Source organism: Nocardia elegans NBRC 108235 (assembly GCF_001612845.1).
Taxonomy (GTDB): domain Bacteria; phylum Actinomycetota; class Actinomycetes; order Mycobacteriales; family Mycobacteriaceae; genus Nocardia; species Nocardia nova.
In genome coordinates this window covers 141,486-158,133 of the sequence record NZ_BDBF01000014.1, presented here as the reverse complement: position 1 = coordinate 158,133, position 16,648 = coordinate 141,486, and the positions used below count along the sequence as shown (strand labels likewise).

15 protein-coding genes are annotated in these 16,648 nt (G+C 68.1%); 8 read left to right on the top strand and 7 right to left on the bottom strand.

The features are described from left to right. Positions 1-390 precede the first annotated feature (390 nt). Positions 391-3,021 carry a replicative DNA helicase gene (gene dnaB, locus NE2_RS12320; protein ID WP_063026039.1) on the top strand — a complete coding sequence of 877 codons (2,631 nt, stop codon included), beginning with the start codon at positions 391-393 and terminating at the stop codon, positions 3,019-3,021. Here the strand turns inward: dnaB and NE2_RS12315 are convergent. Together NE2_RS12315 and NE2_RS12310 are read right to left on the bottom strand one after the other, a co-directional pair. Further along, positions 2,990-3,841 (bottom strand): AraC family transcriptional regulator, encoded by an 852-nt coding sequence (locus NE2_RS12315; RefSeq protein ID WP_063026038.1) that lies wholly within the window; start codon positions 3,839-3,841, stop codon positions 2,990-2,992. The two genes, dnaB and NE2_RS12315, sit on opposite strands and share 32 nt — an antisense overlap. 46 nt (positions 3,842-3,887) lie before the next feature. Beyond that, positions 3,888-4,472 carry a helix-turn-helix domain-containing protein gene (locus tag NE2_RS12310; RefSeq protein WP_063026037.1) on the bottom strand — a complete coding sequence of 195 codons (585 nt, stop codon included), beginning with the start codon at positions 4,470-4,472 and terminating at the stop codon, positions 3,888-3,890. 252 nt (positions 4,473-4,724) lie between these two features. Between NE2_RS12310 and NE2_RS12305 the strand changes: the two genes are divergently transcribed. After that, on the top strand, positions 4,725-6,413 hold the full coding sequence (locus tag NE2_RS12305; RefSeq protein WP_063026036.1) for a cutinase family protein: 1,689 nt from the start codon (positions 4,725-4,727) through the stop codon (positions 6,411-6,413). 54 nt (positions 6,414-6,467) lie between these two features. Here the strand turns inward: NE2_RS12305 and NE2_RS12300 are convergent, their stop codons facing one another. The 3 genes from NE2_RS12300 to NE2_RS12290 form a co-directional block, all read right to left on the bottom strand. Beyond that, positions 6,468-7,487: an LLM class flavin-dependent oxidoreductase gene (locus NE2_RS12300; RefSeq protein WP_063026035.1), complete on the bottom strand. Its 1,020-nt coding sequence runs from the start codon at positions 7,485-7,487 to the stop codon at positions 6,468-6,470. A 33-nt stretch (positions 7,488-7,520) separates the two neighbouring features. Then, entirely contained in the window at positions 7,521-7,877 is a 357-nt protein-coding gene (locus tag NE2_RS12295; RefSeq protein WP_233429757.1) for an ArsR/SmtB family transcription factor, read from the bottom strand. Positions 7,878-7,966: 89 nt separating this feature from the next. Then, a complete protein-coding gene (locus NE2_RS12290; protein WP_063026034.1) occupies positions 7,967-9,226 on the bottom strand; it encodes an MFS transporter in 1,260 nt (419 codons plus the stop codon). 189 nt (positions 9,227-9,415) lie between these two features. Here NE2_RS12290 and NE2_RS12285 point away from each other — a divergent pair, with 189 nt between their 5' ends. Next, positions 9,416-10,951, top strand: coding sequence for an FAD-binding protein (locus tag NE2_RS12285; RefSeq protein ID WP_063014405.1), 1,536 nt, complete (start codon positions 9,416-9,418; stop codon positions 10,949-10,951). Here the strand turns inward: NE2_RS12285 and NE2_RS12280 are convergent. Further along, positions 10,948-11,538 (bottom strand): helix-turn-helix domain-containing protein, encoded by a 591-nt coding sequence (locus NE2_RS12280; RefSeq protein ID WP_063014320.1) that lies wholly within the window; start codon positions 11,536-11,538, stop codon positions 10,948-10,950. The two genes, NE2_RS12285 and NE2_RS12280, sit on opposite strands and share 4 nt — an antisense overlap. A 78-nt stretch (positions 11,539-11,616) precedes the next feature. Here NE2_RS12280 and NE2_RS12275 point away from each other — a divergent pair, with 78 nt between their 5' ends. Beyond that, positions 11,617-12,639, top strand: coding sequence for an NAD(P)/FAD-dependent oxidoreductase (locus NE2_RS12275; protein ID WP_063026033.1), 1,023 nt, complete (start codon positions 11,617-11,619; stop codon positions 12,637-12,639). A 26-nt stretch (positions 12,640-12,665) separates the two neighbouring features. Beyond that, a complete protein-coding gene (locus tag NE2_RS12270) occupies positions 12,666-13,361 on the top strand; it encodes a class I SAM-dependent methyltransferase (RefSeq protein WP_084493990.1) in 696 nt (231 codons plus the stop codon). Positions 13,362-13,372: 11 nt separating this feature from the next. Here NE2_RS12270 and NE2_RS12265 read toward each other — a convergent pair whose 3' ends face one another. Then, on the bottom strand, positions 13,373-13,903 hold the full coding sequence (locus tag NE2_RS12265) for an NUDIX domain-containing protein (RefSeq protein ID WP_063026032.1): 531 nt from the start codon (positions 13,901-13,903) through the stop codon (positions 13,373-13,375). Positions 13,904-13,999: 96 nt separating this feature from the next. Here NE2_RS12265 and NE2_RS12260 point away from each other — a divergent pair, with 96 nt between their 5' ends. The 3 genes from NE2_RS12260 to NE2_RS12250 are packed head-to-tail and all read left to right on the top strand — an operon-like array spanning position 14,000 to position 16,636. After that, the gene (locus tag NE2_RS12260; protein WP_063026031.1) at positions 14,000-14,671 is read left to right on the top strand and encodes a class I SAM-dependent DNA methyltransferase; all 672 of its coding nucleotides are present in this window, start codon (positions 14,000-14,002) and stop codon (positions 14,669-14,671) included. A 12-nt stretch (positions 14,672-14,683) separates the two neighbouring features. Next, on the top strand, positions 14,684-16,246 hold the full coding sequence (locus tag NE2_RS12255) for a phytoene desaturase family protein (protein ID WP_063026030.1): 1,563 nt from the start codon (positions 14,684-14,686) through the stop codon (positions 16,244-16,246). 36 nt (positions 16,247-16,282) lie between these two features. Next, positions 16,283-16,636: a VOC family protein gene (locus NE2_RS12250; protein WP_063026062.1), complete on the top strand. Its 354-nt coding sequence runs from the start codon at positions 16,283-16,285 to the stop codon at positions 16,634-16,636. Positions 16,637-16,648: the final 12 nt, after the last annotated feature.

Genomic DNA, 16,648 nt, shown 5'->3' with positions numbered 1-16,648 from the left:
GGATTTCGATCCACATGTGGGAAATCGAAAAAACGTGGTTCCACCTGGTCATAGCCACTGCGCATACCGGGTTATCCCCAGTTGATGCACAAGGCCTACACAACAGCGGGTGAACTGTGCCCAGTTTATCCACAGTTGTTTCCACAGGACGGTTTGGCGATCCCCAACTCGGTCCCTTAGGTTCTTCCAGGCGCCGTCATCACGCGCCGGGAACGCCGCGGTTCTCGCTGCGAGAAATCGTTAGCTACAGCGGGTTTCCGATCATGGGGTGGCCGCGCCGACGTCCGGTGTGCCATGTTCCGACGTGTCGGTACCCGGGCGTACAACAAGTCATCAATAGGGTCGAAGCCGGGTGGGATCAGGCCGGGTGCGATGAGAGAGGACGGTCGAGTGGCAGTCGTCGACGATCGCGGGCACTCGGACTACAACGATCAGCCCGGCGAGGATTTCGGTCGGCAGCCGCCGCACGATATGGCCGCGGAACAGTCGGTTCTGGGCGGCATGCTGCTCAGCAAGGACGCCATCGCCGACGTCGTCGAGGTCATCCGTCCCGGCGACTTCTACCGTCCGGCGCACCAGGCGGTCTACGACGCGATTCTCGACCTCTACGGCCGTGGCGAACCAGCGGACCCGGTCACCGTCGCCGCCACCCTGGATCGCCGCGGCGAACTCAAACGCATCGGCGGCGCGCCGTATCTGGTCACCCTGACCCAAACCGTGCCGACGGCGGCCAACGCCTCCTACTACGCCGAAATCGTCGCGGAGAAGGCGATTCTGCGGCGCCTGGTCGAAGCCGGCACGCGCATCGTCCAATTCGGCTACGCCGGCTCCGAGGGCCAGGACGTCGCCGAGGTCGTCGACCGCGCCCAGGCCGAGATCTACGAGGTCACCGAACGCCGGTCCACCGAGGACTTCCTGCCCCTGGAGGAACTCCTCCAGCCCACGATGGACGAAATCGACTCCATCGCCAGCCGCGGTGGCATCTCCCTCGGCGTACCGACCGGCTTCACCGAACTCGACGAGGTCACCAACGGCCTGCACCCCGGCCAGATGATCATCGTCGCGGCCAGGCCTGGTGTGGGTAAGGCACTCGCACTCGATACCCCGCTGCCCACTCCGGCCGGCTGGACGACCATGGGTGAGGTGGCGGTCGGAGACCACCTGCTCGACGCGCACGGACGGCCGACTCGGGTCGTGGCCGCCACCGAGACGATGTACGAACGCCCTTGCTACGAGGTGGAATTCTCCGACGGCACGGTGATCGTCGCGGATGCCGAACATCAGTGGCTCACCGAAACACGCGCCTCACGGCGCTCTGCGCAGCAAGCCGCGGCCGGACGCAATCGGTACCGGAATCAGCGGACATTCGCCGAGGTTCGGACCACTGCGGACATCGCCGGAACGCTTCGCTGCGCGACCGCGGACGGGCGTCTCAACCATTCGGTCACCAACGCGGCGGCGCTGCAGCTGCCGGAGCGTGATCTGCTGGTTCCGCCGTATACCCTGGGCGCCTGGCTGGGCGACGGCACCTCCGCCTCCGCCCAACTGACGACCGCGGACCCGGAAATCGTGCTGCGCATCGAGAACGAGGGGCTGATCGCAGTCCCATCGGCGAGCGCCCCGTTGCGCTACAGCCTGCGGTTGCCCGAATCCGACCCCATCGCTACTCGCAACTGCGTTGTGTGCGGGACCGAGTTCGTGCCGTTGACCTCCGAGGTGAAGACCTGCGGCCGATCCTGCGGTGGTCGATCACGATTCGTATCCGCCCCCTCGCCCCGGCCGACCTGCCCGCAGTGTGGCCGACCCTCGACAGGTCTGCGGATGTGCCAGAGCTGCCGCGATACCACCGGCACGGTGCAAGCACGGTTGCGCACCATCGGGGTGCTGGGGAACAAGCACATCCCCAGCGCCTATCTGCGTGCCTCCGAAGCACAGCGGCGGGCGCTGCTGGCCGGTCTGCTCGACACCGACGGCACTGTGACCCACGGCGGTTCGGTGCAATTCACCGTGACGAACGAACGACTGGTCTCCGACGCGGAAGAACTGATCGTCAGCCTCGGATATCGATGCCACCGATCGACCAAGAGCGTTCGCGGACGCACCGCGGACAGTTCGGTGGCGTATACCCTCACGTTCGCCACCGACGACGAGGTGTTCGGTCTGAGCCGGAAGAATCTGCTGCACAAGCAGCGTCGGCGCGCGGCCGGAACGGCCCGCTCGCACTCACGGTTCATCGTCGACGTCCGGCCGGTCCCCAGCGTCCCGGTCCGCTGTGTCGAGGTCGACAACGCCGACCACCTCTACCTGGCCGGGCGCTCGATGGTTCCCACGCACAACTCCACTCTCGGAATGGATTTCATGCGGAGTTGTTCGATCAAGCACGGCTTGGCGAGCGTTATTTTTTCGCTGGAAATGAGTAAGACCGAGATCGTGATGCGTCTGCTGTCGGCGGAGGCGAAGATCAAGCTCGGGGATATGCGGGCCGGGCGGATGAGCGACGACGACTGGACCAAGCTCGCGCGGCGGATGAGCGAGATCAGTGAGGCGCCGTTGTTCGTCGACGACTCGCCGAACCTGACCATGATGGAGATCCGGGCCAAGGCGCGGCGGCTCAAACAGCGCCACGATCTGCGGCTCGTCGTGGTGGACTACCTGCAGCTGATGACATCCGGTAAGAAGGTCGAGTCTCGCCAGCAGGAAGTCTCGGAATTCTCCCGAAGCCTGAAACTGCTGGCCAAGGAGCTGGAAGTTCCGGTGGTCGCGATCAGTCAGCTGAACCGTGGTCCCGAACAGCGAACGGACAAGCGCCCCATGGTCTCCGACCTCCGCGAATCCGGTTCACTGGAACAGGACGCCGACATGGTGATCCTGCTGCACCGCCCCGACGCGTTCGAACGCGACGACCCGCGCGGCGGCGAGGCCGACCTGATCCTCGGCAAACACCGAAACGGGCCCACCGCGACGATCACCGTCGCCCATCAGCTCCACCTCAGCCGCTTCGTGGACATGGCTCGCGGGTAGCGGGCAGCCGCCGCGGCCAGGCGATGTGGTCGACCGAGAGCCACGGTGCGGCGGCGACGGCCGCGGAGGTCATTCCCGCGAAGTCGACGATGTCGCGATGGAGATGGGACTGATCGACGAAACCGGCGTCGGCGGCGACCCGAGCGGGGCGGTGGCCGGCGGCGAGGCGATGGGCCACGTGGTCGAAACGCACCAGGCGGGCGCACTGTTTGGGCGTGATCCCGATCTGGGCGCGAAAGCGCGACCACAGCCGCTGACGGCTCCAGCCGACCTCGGCCGCCAGCGGTTCGATCCGGGCCCGGCCGTGGCTGTATGCCAGTCGCCGCCAAACGAATTCGACCTCCGGATCCACCTCCGGACCGGTGGCGAGTCGCCGAGCCAGTGCGGCGTGCGCGAGCGCAAAGCGCGTATCCCACGACCGGGCGGCCCGCAGTTGCTCCTGGATTCGCGGGGCCTCACCACCCCACAGCTCGCCGAGCCCGACCACCATGCCGTTCAGTTCCGCACTCGCACCGAGCACCGCGTGGGCGATCACGGGCGAGAGCCGGATCTGCAGCAGGTCGACCCCGCGGCCCGAGCCCCGGAGCGCGCCGCGAGGCAGGCCGACCACCAGAGCACCGCCCGTGCGCTCACCGTTCACGACCAGCGCGTCACCGACATCGATGAAAACGGTCAGCGCCGGATACGGAATCATCCGTAACGCGACCGATTCCCCGGCTCTGCCGCGGAACCCGGCCATACTCACTCCCGGCATACCCGGCCCCGCCGGCACCGCGACATCCATCACGGCACCGGCCAGCGACACCGGCTGGACAGGCATGACGCCATGGTACGAGCGATTCATCGATCCGCCGCGCCCGGCGAATTCAGTTCGGACGGTAGCGCGCTCGCAGGTGGAAACGTTCGCCCTGGGGACCGAGGATGCTCAGGAATTCCACCGGGCGGGCGTCGGCGTTGCCGAACCAGTGCGGGAGGTGGGTGTCGAATTCGGCGACCTCGCCGGTGCCGAGTATCAGGTCGTGGTCGCCGAGCACCACGCGCAGTCGGCCGTCGAGCACATACAGCCAGTGGTAGCCCTCGTGCGAGCGCGGCGCCGGCTCGCGGTGGCCGCCCCCGGCGGGCAGGATCTGGCGGAATACCTGCAGGCCACCGGGATTGCGAGTCAGCGGGATGACGGTCATGCCGTCGCGTGTGAACGGTTGCGGATAGACGCGGGGGTCACCGCTCGCCGGGGCGCCGATCAGTTCGTCCAGCGGAATCCGGTAAGCCCGGGCGAGTGCCAGCAACTGTTCGAGTCCGGGTTTGCGCTGCCCGGACTCGAGCCGCGACAGGGTGCTGACCGGAATCGCTGTTCCGGCCGAAAGCTCGGCCAGCGTCCTGCCGCTGCGGCGGCGCAACTCACGCAGCCGTGGTCCCAGCGCTGCCACTACCGGTTCGAACCCGTCGTCCACGCCTTCACCGTGACCGGTGCCGCGCCCCGAACGCAAAGAAATTTGCCGGATCGTCAAAGTGGTCGTCGATCGCGTCAGAGGAAAAGGCCTTATCGCTGCGGGAAGGCTTCGTGTTTACACGTCGCGGTTCAGATCACAGAACTGTTCCGGCTGGTAACACCGGGCCTGTGGTTCCCGACACCTCTCGTGACACACACGGCCCGTCGGGGGGCCTGTCCCGCTTTCTTGTCGGACCGAATTGGGGATCAGGACATGGCTCTTCGCGAGTTCATCAAACGGCACCGCATCGCCTCCGCGGCCGCCGGACCAGCAGTTTTGGGGGTGGCGGCCATTGTCGCGGCCTCGTGGGGCCTGATGGCGACGCCCGAGAGCCGCGATACGCGGCTCACCTCGTCGGTCACCGAATGTCATGACATGGTGACCATCTCGGTGGCCGGTCGCAACGACAGCCCGGACCCGAACAAGACGGCCATGCTGGTCGACGCGAACGGCAATGCGCTGCCGGCGGCGCTGTCGAGTGATTACAGCAGTCACTGGGTCGATCCGGTGGTCAACGCACCCGCCGACAAGGTCGATCCGGGTTCCTATGCCGCGGTGTACATCGCGTATCCGGCGAATATGAGCACCTACGAGCAAGCGGTCGACACCGGTGTGGCCAATGCCGAGAAGGTCATGCACGACATCGCGCAGGCCTGCCCGGACACCAAGTTCTCCATCGTCGGCTACAGCGAGGGCGCCGACGTCGCGCGGCGCGTGGCCATGGGTATCGGCCACGACCAGCCGGGCGCCGACGGCAAATACGATGTCGTCGACCCGAAAAACGTTCTGGGCGTGGTGATTCTGGCGGATGCGGGTCGTACCGCGGGCGATGGCCCGTTCCCCGGCGCCCAGGATCCCAACCATCCCGACGGTTTCGATCAGAACTACCAGAACGGCAACAAGCCGATCTCCGGACAGGGCGCGCTGCCCGACCAGGCCGGCGACTTCGGTGCGCTGAACGGCAAGGTCGCCTCCTTCTGCTCCGAAGGCGACCTCACGTGCGCTGCGCCGCAGAACATTTCGCTGCTGCAGCTGGCCGCGAACGTGGGCCGGCAGTTGAACGTCGACGCCTTGCAGAACGAGGGGCTGACGCCCGCGACGGGTCAGGACGTGGCGGTCACGCTGGGCCGGATCGCGATGAACGCCTTCTCCTACATCGCGTCGCAGCCGAATTGGATGGCCAGTAACGAGACCTTCCTGCAGGTGCTGCTGAAGGTGTCCGAGCCGGGCTACAAGCCGGGCGACAATCCGCCCGCACCCGCTCCGGCACAGTCGATTTCGACCGACCAGATGGCGCCACTGGCCTATCTGCCACAGAAGGTGCTCAACGAGATCATCGGCCTGATCGTCACCAACCAGAACACGATCCCGGTGCTCATGAGTGATCCGTACCAGCTGACCCTGGGCCCCAACGGCACCGGTCACCACTTCGATTACTGGCGCGATTCGGATGCCGCGAACGGCAAGCCGATGACCTCGGCCGAGTATGCGGCGGCGTGGCTCACCCATCTGGCTCAGCAGGCGCAGGCGGGTCAGCAGATCGACCCGAAGTCGCAGCCGACCCAGGCCGACGTCCAGGCGGCGTACAAGACCGTCCAGGACAGCAAGGCTACGGACGCCAAGGCGGCGACCACCACCACGAGCCCGGCGCCCACCACCACTCAGCCCGCGCCGACAACCGCGACGCCGACGACCACCAACAGCAGCACGGCGCCGACCACCACGCAGGCCCCGGCCACCACGACTACCACCGTCGCGCCGGCCGAACCGCCGGCTCGGACGCAGGTCGCGGCCCCGGTCGAGACCACGGCACCGCCCACCACCCAGCCGACCACCACCGAGCCGACGACGACGCAGCCGACCACCACGTCGGCGGCGCCGACCACGACGGCCACGAAGTAGCCGACCCCAGGTGAGCCGACAACGGCCGGACCCGTAGCAACGGGCCCGGCCGTTTCAGTTGGCCGCTCGCTCGGCGAGCATCGCGGCCGCGGTCAGTTCGACCGATCGGACGCGGTCGGCGATATCGGTGGCGTGGTGGACGAGGATCAGCTCGTCGGCGCCGATCGAGGCGGCGAATTCGTCGAGGTAGTCGCGCACTTCGTCGGCGGTGCCGGCGGCGGTGTAGCGCGTCATCGAAGACAGCTGGGCGCCGTTCGGGGAGGCGAGGAAGGCGTCGATCTCCGCGTCGGTGAAGGTCGCCGTGCCGGCGCCGCGGGAGATCATCATGCGGGCGCGGGCCCGGTAGGAGACGGTCTTCTGCGCGATCGCCGCGTCGTGGGTCTCGGCGGCGAACACGTTGGCGCCGGCCATCACATACGGTTCGGAAAGCTGTTCGGAGGCTTGGAACTTCTCGCGGTAGACCTCGACCGCCTGATGGAGTGCGTCGGGTGCGAAGTGCGATGCGAACGCGTACGGCAGGCCGAGATGCGCCGCGAGCTGGGCGCCGAACAGCGAGGAACCCAGAATGTAGAGCGGCACGATGCCTTCCGCGCGCGGCACGGCCTCCACACCGGGGATCCGCGACCGGCCGCTCAGATATCCCTGCAGCTCCAGAACGTCTTGCGGGAACGAGTCGGCCGAATGCGGATCGCGGCGCAGGGCGAGCATCGTCTTCTGATCGCTGCCGGGCGCGCGGCCGAGGCCGAGATCGATGCGGCCGGGGAAGAGCGTTTCGAGAGTGCCGAACTGTTCGGCGATGACCAGCGGGGAATGGTTGGGCAGCATGATGCCGCCCGCACCGAGCCGGATGGTCTCGGTGTGTTCGGCCACATGGCCGATGAGCACGCTGGTGGCGCTCGACGCGATCGAACGCATGTTGTGGTGTTCGGCGTACCAGACGCGCCGATATCCGCTGCGCTCGGCGGCCTGGGCGAGGGCGACGCTGTTGGCGAAACTCTCGCGCGCGGTCGCGCCGGGTGCCACCGACGCCAGGTCGAGGATGGACAGGGCGGTGGGCCCAGTGGCGGTAGGCATGGTCGCTACCTTTCGTACTCGGGGGTGCGTGGATCAGAGCACGCGGTGTAGTCGGTCGGTGAAGTGCCGGATGCGGGCCTCGTCGCGGCGGTAGTACGTCCACTGCCCGCGCCGGGTGGCGATGAGGAAGCCCGCGCGCTGCAGTACCGCCAGATGGGCGGAGATGGTCGAGGCCGACGTTCCGGCCCGCCGCTGGATCAGTCCGACGCAGACGCCGAGTTCGGCCGAATCCTGTTCCAGTTCAGCGAAATTCGCGTGCGGATCCTTGAGCCAGTGCAGGATCTGCAGCCTGGTCCGGTTGGCCAGGGCCTTGCATTCCTCGAGCATCTCGCATTCGGCCTCGCTCACCTCGGCGAGGTCTACCGCGCGGACCGATCCGCTGTCGCGCACATCCACCATCCTTCGGCATTTCGCTAATTAACGAATTTAGGCGCCGGACAGCGGCACGGCACTGTGTCGCTCATCACCCGGGTCGCCGGTCACCCCTGCCGCATCGGCTCCGGCGCCGGCTGCGGTTCCACCGCGGCGTCCGCGTCGACGTATCCGCCTCGGAACAGCAGCAACGGCGTGGCCAGCAACAGCACACCGGCGACGGCGAGTGCGGTGCGCGGGCCGGTGAGTTGCGCCAGCACGCCCCAGAGTGCGGTCAGTATCGCGGTGGTGGCCTTTCCGGTGATCGACCACGCCGTCAGCATGCGTGCCACCACTCCCGGATCCGTGCGCTGCAGGCGGTAGGTCGCCATCACCGGATTGAAGATCCCGATGCTCGCGATGAGACCGGCCTCGACGAGAATCACCAGCACCAGACCATCGAGCCCCGCGGTGATCCCTGCCAATCCGATCGGCCAGCAGGCCCGCAGGCTGCCGGCGACCAGGACGATCCGGCGTTCTCCGTAGCGCCGGACCAGCCAGGGCGACAGCCGGGAGCCGAGCAGGCCCGCCAGGCAGGGGATTCCGAAGGCCAGCCCGTACTGCCAGGTCGGAAAGCCGAGGCGACCGAGCATCAGCACGGCCAGCACCGGCGCGGTCGCCATGATCAGCCCGTTCACGGCGACGGAGTTGAGAAACAGCGGCCGCAGACCGGGATGGGCCAGCAGATAGCGCCAGCCCGCGAACAGATCGGCGGCGCGGGTGCGCGCGGCCTTCCCGCGATCCGGGCGCGGTTCGCCGGCACGGATCGAGCCGAGCGCCGCGGCGGACAACAGATAACTGCACGCGTCCGCGAGGACGGTCGTGACCGGGCCGAACAACCCGATCGCGGTACCGCCCAGCGGCGGTCCCAGCGCGGTCGCGGTCCAGGTGGTGGATTCGAATCTGCCGTTGGCGGCGAGCAGATCCTCCCGCGAGACAACGCTTTTCAGGTAGGCGCCACTCGCCGCGCGGAAGGCGATATCGGCCGCGGCCACCACGACGGAGACGATGAGCAGTTGCGCGTAGCCGAGTACGCCGAAAGCGAAGGCGACCGGAATACTGAGCATGGCGGCGAAGCGCAGCAGATCGGTCGCGACCATCACCGGACGTTTCGGCCGGTACTCGACCCAGGGGCCGAGCGGCAGGGCGAGCACCACGCCGACCGCCAGACCGGCGGCAGCCAGTGCCGAGACCGCGCCCGGTCCGGTGTGCAGCACGCGGATCGCGATCAGGGGTAGCGCATCCAGAGCCAGGTAGGTGCCGAAGGTGCTCACCGCGTAGGCGGACCAGAGCCGGGTGAACGAGGTGCCCAGCGAACGATTCATCATCGAGGGGATCGAAGCAATCGGCCCGGGCGGCGCGCAAACAACCGACACGCGCGCGGCCACAACCGCCGGTTGTATCGCGGTGACACGGATCGGCCGCGGCGACCACCCCGTTCCTGCCCATCGGGATCATCGGTGCCGCGTGGGCGCCGAGCGCTTACCGTGAGCACAGACGAGTGCTGGGAGTGTGCGGTGACGGACTGGAACGAAGAAGTCGATGTACTGGTCGCGGGTTCGGGCGGCGGTTTGGCCGGCGCCTATACCGCTGCGCGGGAAGGACTTTCGGTGGCCGTGGTGGAGGCGACCGAGAAATTCGGCGGCACCACCTCGTATTCGGGCGGCGGCGGAGTGTGGTTTCCGTGCAACCCGGTGCTGCGGCGGGCCGGTGTGGACGACACCTTCGAGGACGCGCTCACCTATTTCCGCGCGGTCGTCGGTGATCGCACACCCGCCGACCTGCAGGAGACCTATATCCGCAACGGCGCCCGGGTGATCGAGTATCTGGAGAGCGACGACAGTTTCGAATTCCAGATGTTCCCGTGGCCGGACTACTTCGGGGCGGCGCCGAAGGCTCGCACCGACGGCAAGCGTCATATCGTTCCGGCGCCCCTGCCCGCCGCGACGCTGGGGGAACTCGCGGCAGCCGTGCGCGGCCCGCTGGGGACCGATCGGCTGGGCGAGCCGCAGCCGAAATATCTGATCGGCGGCCGCGCCCTGGTCGGGCGGTTCCTGCTGGCGCTGTCGAAGTATCCCCACGTCTCGCTGCAGCTGAACACCCCGCTCGTCGAGTTGGTCACCGAGAACGGCGCGGTGGTCGGCGCGATCGTGGAACGCGAGGGCACGCGAGTCGCCATCCGGGCCCGCAAGGGAGTTCTGCTGGCGGCGGGCGGTTTCGAAGGCAACGACGACCTGCGCCGGCGCTTCGGCGTCCCCGGACGAGCGCGGGACACCATGGGGCCCTGGGGAAATCAGGGCAGGGCGCACGAGGCCGGAATGGCGGTCGGCGCCGATACCGATCTGATGGATCAGGCGTGGTGGTCGCCGGGAATGATTCATCCCGACGGCCGTGCGGCGTTCGCGCTGTGGTTCACCGGGGGCATATTCGTCGACGGGGCGGGACAGCGTTTCGTCAACGAATCCGCACCCTACGACCGGCTGGGCCGCGACATCATCGCCCGCCTGGACGAGGGTTCCATGACACTGCCGTTCTGGATGATCTACGACGACAGCGCCGGCCCGGTACCACCGGTGCAGGCCAGCAACGTGCCGATGGTCGATCACGAGGAGTATGTGCGCGCGGGGCTGCGGCACAGTGCGGCGACCCTGGACGAACTCGCCGAGAAGATCGGCGTTCCGGCGCAGGCGCTGGCCGACACGGTGAACCGATTCAACGACTTCGCCGACCGCGGCGTCGACGAGGATTTCGGGCGCGGCGACGAGGCCTACGATCGCGCCTTCTCGGAAGGAAAGTCACCGCTGGTGCCGATTCGGAAGGGACCTTTCCACGCCGCCGCCTTCGGCATCTCCGACCTGGGCACCAAGGGCGGGTTGCGCACCGATACGACCGCTCGGGTGCTGAACGAATCCGGCACCCCGATTCCCGGGCTGTACGCCGCGGGTAACACCATGGCCGCGGTGAGCGGAACCGTCTATCCCGGCGGCGGTAATCCGATCGGGGCATCGGTCCTGTTCAGCCATCTGGCCGCGCTGGATATGGCCGGACGCTAGTCCCCGCCGGCTCTGGGGCGGGCGCGCACGTGGGCGCGCTCGCCCTGTTTGCCGAACAGGCTCAGGAATTCGACGGACTGTTCGTCGGCCGGGCCGAACCAGTGCGGGACGCGGGTATCGAATTCGGCTGCCTCACCGGGGGCCAGCACGAGATCGTGTTCGCCGAGGATCAGGCGGAGACGTCCGTTGAGGACGTAGAGCCATTCGTAGCCCTCGTGGGTCTGCGGATCCGGTTCGCCGCGGCGGTTCTCGGGGTGGATCACCATCTTGTACGCCTGAATGCCGCCCGCGCGCCGGGTCAGCGGCAGCATGGTCATCCCGTGCCGGGTGATCGGTCGCAGATGGATGCGCGGGTCGCCGGTGGGCGGGGCGTCGACGAGTTCGTCGAGCGTGACGCCGTGGGCCCGGGCCAGCGGCAGCAGCAGTTCGAGGGTCGGTTTGCGGTCGCCCGATTCCAGGCGGGACAGGGTGCTCACCGAGATGCCGGTCGTCGTGGACAGATCGGCGAGCGTGGTCTGGCGTTGTTGCCGCAGTGCGCGCAGCCGCGGGCCCACGGCGTCGAGCGCTCGGTCCAGGTTCTCGTCCATGACCCCAGTTTGCCATTTCAGCAAAGATGTTTGCCATGTTCTTGGTGTATCCGGCACGGTGGACGCCAGGAGGTGGTCATGGTGACCGATGAGCTGAACAGCGACTACGACGTGGTGATCGTCGGCGGTGGAGCAGCGGGGTTGAACGGCGCGTTGATGCTGGCACGGGCGCGCCGATCGGTGGCGGTGGTCGACGCCGGCGCCCCCCGCAACGCCCCGGCCGACGGGGTGCACGGACTGCTCGGCCGGGAAGGGATGCCGCCGGCGGAACTGCTCGCCCGCGGCCGCACCGAGGTGCGCGGCTACGGCGGGCACATCGTGTCCGGTGAGATCACCGGCGCTGTCCGCGAGGACGGCGAATTTCACCTCGAACTCGCCGACGGGCGGACCGTGCGGGCGCGCCGCCTGCTGGTGACCACCGGCTTGGTCGACGAGATTCCGGATATCGCGGGCCTGCGGGAACGCTGGGGCCGCGATGTCGTGCACTGCCCGTACTGCCACGGATGGGAGGTCCGGGACCGCAGGATCGGGGTGATCGCCAACGGCCCGATGTCCGTCCACGGCGCGCTGCTGTTCCGGCAGTGGACCGACGATGTCGTCCTGTTCACCCACACCATGGACGCACCCGGCGGCGAGGAGGCGGAAAAGCTTGCCGCGCGGGGCATTCCGGTGATCACGGGGGAAGTGGCGGCGCTGGAGGTCGCCGGAGACCACATCACCGGTGTGCGGCTCGCCGACGGAACGGTGGTGGCACGCGAGGTGATCACCGTCGGCCCGCGCATGGTCGCGCGATCCGAGATCCTTCGCAAACTCGGCCTCGAGCCTGTCGACCATCCCTCGGGCGCAGGCGAATACATCGCGACCGATGCGATGGGCCGCACCGACGTTCCGGGTGTGTGGGCGGCGGGCAATGTCACCGACCTGAGCGCACAGGTGGGTGCGGCGGCCGCCGCGGGCGCGTTCGCGGCCGCGCAGATCAATGCCGATCTGGTGGAGGAGGAGACGCGCCGGGCGGTGGAACGGCATCGACGCGGATTCTCCGCCGACGATGAGAGGAAGCTCGCCGACCGCGTGCTCGGTGATCGGCGCCACGGCCTGTGAACTCGCACCCCACCGAAGGAGTCGACATGAGCGGCAGCCATCCGACCGGCGGCGACACGACCGGTGATCACGCACACCACGAGCATCGGCACGGCTCCGCCGGGCGTGAATTCGACCGGCACTATTGGGAACAGCGTTATCACGGCGCCGGTTCGGCGTCGGAGAGCGAACCCAATCCCCACCTCACCGGCGAACTCGCCGGCCTGCCGCCCGGCACGGCCCTGGACGCCGGCTGCGGTGAGGGCGCGGAGGCGATCTGGCTGGCCCGGCAGGGCTGGCGGGTCACCGCCGTCGACATCGCGGCGGCGGCCGTCGCGCGCGGCCGGGAGCGCGCCGATCGGGCCGGCCGCGACATCGCCGGCCGAATCGATTGGCACGCAGCGGATATGACGCGGTGGGAGGCGGGCGAGAACCGCTTCGATCTGGTCTGCGCATGCTACGTACACCCGGTCGATTCGAACGACGCCCTGTTCGAGCGCCTGGCCGCCGCCGTGGCGCCGGGCGGAACACTGTTCATCGTCGGCCACGCCCCCGGTGATCACGAGTCGGCCGCTCACACCTCCGCTTCCCACGTGCACGTCACCGCCGGGCAGATCGCCGCCGGATTGGCGCCGGATCGCTGGGATGTCCAGCTGGTCGAGAGCCGGACCCGATCGGTCGTCCGTTCGAGCGGGGAGTCGATCACACTGCGGGACAGCGTTTTCCGAGCCCGGAAGCGTTGACCACCGCCGGATCAGCGGCGCTCGTGGAGCAGGAGCAGACCGTAGGCGGCGATGGTCTGGGAGTCGGTGATCTCGCCGGTGCGGATCATCCGTTCCACGACGCCGCGGTCGAACCACTGGGACCGCATGTCCTGTTCTTCGGGTTCGCGTTCGGGTTCGCCCGCGGTGAGACCGGTCGCCAGGTAGGCGTGGCCGCGTTGGGCCAGCGTGGCGGGAGCGGCGTCGAGAATGCCGAGGTGGGTCAGGTCGGTGGCGCGCAGACCGGTCTCCTCGCGCAGTTCGCGGCGGGCGATTTCGACCGGGTCGTCGGACTCGCCACCCGGCAGCGCGCCCGCCGGGAACTCCCAGCACCGTTGTCCCAGTGGGTATCTGAACTGCTCGACCAGATGCAGGCGGTCGCCCTCCAGCGGCACCACCACCGCGAATTCCGCCCGGTGGACCACGCCGTAGATGCCGGTGGAGCCGTCGGCGCGGCGAATACTGTCCTCGCGGACCTCGATCCAGGGATTTCGATACACGATGCGGGAGGTGAGCGTCCTCATCCGTCCGCCTCCCGGTGCTGCGTCGAGGTGGCCATGCCGCGACCCTACGCGCCGAAACCCGGAAGGGTCCGGGCTCGGCGTGGGTAGGCTGCCGGAGTGAGTGCGAATTCCGATGCGGTGGCGGCCGCATACGACGAGGTGGCGGAGCTCTATACCAACCTCTTCCGGGATGCGATGGTGAACGCGCCGGTCGATCGGGCGATGCTGGGGCTGTTCGCGGAGTTGGCGCAGGCCGAGGACCGCGGTCCGGTGGCAGACCTGGGATGTGGTCCGGGCCGGATCACCGGATATCTGGATGGGTTGGGGCTGAACACCTTCGGGCTCGACGCCTCGGCGGAGATGATCCGGATGGCCCGCGAGGTCCATCCGCATCTGCGATTCGAACAGGGCTCGATGGAGAAGCTGGACGTCGCCGACGGCGGGTTCGGCGCAATTGTGGCCTGGTACAGCATCATTCATATGCAGCCGGAGCAATTGCCGGATCTGTTCGCGGAATTCGCTCGCGCTCTGGCCGCCGGGGGTTATCTGATGCTGGCGTTCCAGGCGGCCGACGACGGCGCCGACCGGCAACCGTACGACCACAAGGTGGCGCCGGTGGTGCGGTGGTCTCCCGAACGCCTCACGCAGATGCTGCGGCCGCACGGGTTCGTCCCGGTGACCCGGATGGTGCGACCCCCGGAACCCGACGAGCGGTGCCCGCACGGATATCTGCTGGTGCGCAAGTCCGCGACACCCGGCGGATCGGACGCGGGTCGCGCGGATTCGTGATATCCAGGGCTGATGCGCGACCCCTATGACGTCGTCATCGTCGGCGGCGGGCACAACGGGCTGGTGGCCGCGGCGTACCTGGCGCGCGCCGGACTGTCGGTACTGGTCCTCGAGCGGCAGGACCATACCGGTGGAGCGGCGGTGTCGGAGCGGGTGTTCGCCGGGATCGATGCGCGACTGTCGCGGTATTCGTACCTGGTGAGTCTTCTTCCGGATCGGATCGTCCGGGATCTGGATCTGCGGTTCCGGACCCGCGAGCGGCGGATCTCGTCGTACACGCCGGTCGGCGACACCGGGTTGCTCGTCGATACGGCCGATGCCGGACGAACCCGCGAGAGCTTTCGCCGGGTCACCGGATCCGATGCGGATTTCGAGGCGTGGCAACGGTTCTACGCGACGACCACGCGGGCAGCGCAGCGGATCTTTCCGACCATGCTGCGGCCGCTGCCCACCCGTGCCGAACTACAGCGAGTGCTCGACGATCCGGACGCCTGGGAGATGCTGTTCGAGCGGCCGCTCGGCGAAACCGTCGAGGCGCGATTCCGGGACGACACCGTGCGCGGCGTGGTCTTCACCGATGCGCTGATCGGCACGTTCACGCACGCGCACGATCCGGAGTTGCGGCAGAATCGCTGCTTCCTCTACCACGTGATCGGCAACGGGACCGGCGAGTGGAACGTGCCGGTCGGCGGGATGGGCGCGCTGACCGATGCCCTCGCCGATGCGGCGCGGCGGGCGGGTGCGCGGGTGCGCACGTCGTGCACGGTGACCGGGATCGACACCGACGGCGACACAGCGCAGGTCCGGTTCGACACGCCGGACGAATCCGGTCTGGCCGATGCCCGCCACGTCCTGGTCAACGCGGCACCCGCGACCCTCGCCCGGCTGTTGGGCGAGCCGGTCGACGTGCTGCCCGAGGGCAGTCAGTTCAAGGTGAACATGCTGCTGCGCCGGCTCCCCCGGCTACGCACCGAGATCGATCCGCACGCGGCGTTCTCGGGCACCTTCCACATCGCGGAGGGTTACGACCAGCTCGAACGGGCCTACCGCGAGGCGGCCGGTGGGCGATTCCCGAGCGCCCCGCCGTCGGAGATCTACTGCCATACGCTGACGGATCCGTCGATTCTCGGTTCCGAGGCCGCCGAACAGGACATGCATACACTGACCCTGTTCGGTTTGCACACTCCGGCAACTCTTTTCGAGAACGGATCACGCGACGAGCTGCTGGCTTCGACGCTGCGACAGCTGGATGCCGTTCTGGCCGAGCCGCTTTCCGGCTGTCTCGCCACGGATGCGAACGGCGATCCGTGTATCGAGGCCAGAACGCCGTTGGAATTGGAGGCCGAACTCGGCCTGCCACGCGGCCATATCTTTCACGGCGACTTGGATTTTCCGTTTCGCACCGACGATGATTCCGCGCCCGCCGCTCGCTGGGGAGTCGGCACGGGCCATCGCAACATCTTCCGGTGTGGTGCCGGCGCGGTCCGCGGCGGTGGCGTGAGCGGAATCGGCGGTCACAACGCGGCCATGGCGGTACTGGAGATTATGGGCCGCACCGCCCCCGCGGCGGACTAGCATTACCGACCGATGCCCGGCGGACAGGAGAACCGCATGCGCACCCATCGCATCTTGGCCAACCTTCGAGTGGCCGATATCGAGGCCGCCCGCGATTTCTACACCGAATTCCTCGGCCTGAGCACCGAGGAATTCGATCTGGGCTGGGTTGCCCGCTACACGTCCCCGGAGACGGGCGCCGCCGTCCAGCTCGTCACACAGGACGCGGCCGCGCCCGCGGACTCCGTCGCGTCGGTGCTGGTGGACGACGTCGACGCCGCCTATGCGCAGGCGCAACGCCTCGGCTACGAGATCGTCCATCCCCTCACCACCGAGCCCTGGGGAGTTCGCCGGTTCCTGGTCCGCGCCCCGGACGGCAACGTGCTCAATATCGTCCGCCACCGCGAATGAGTGGCGGGCCGG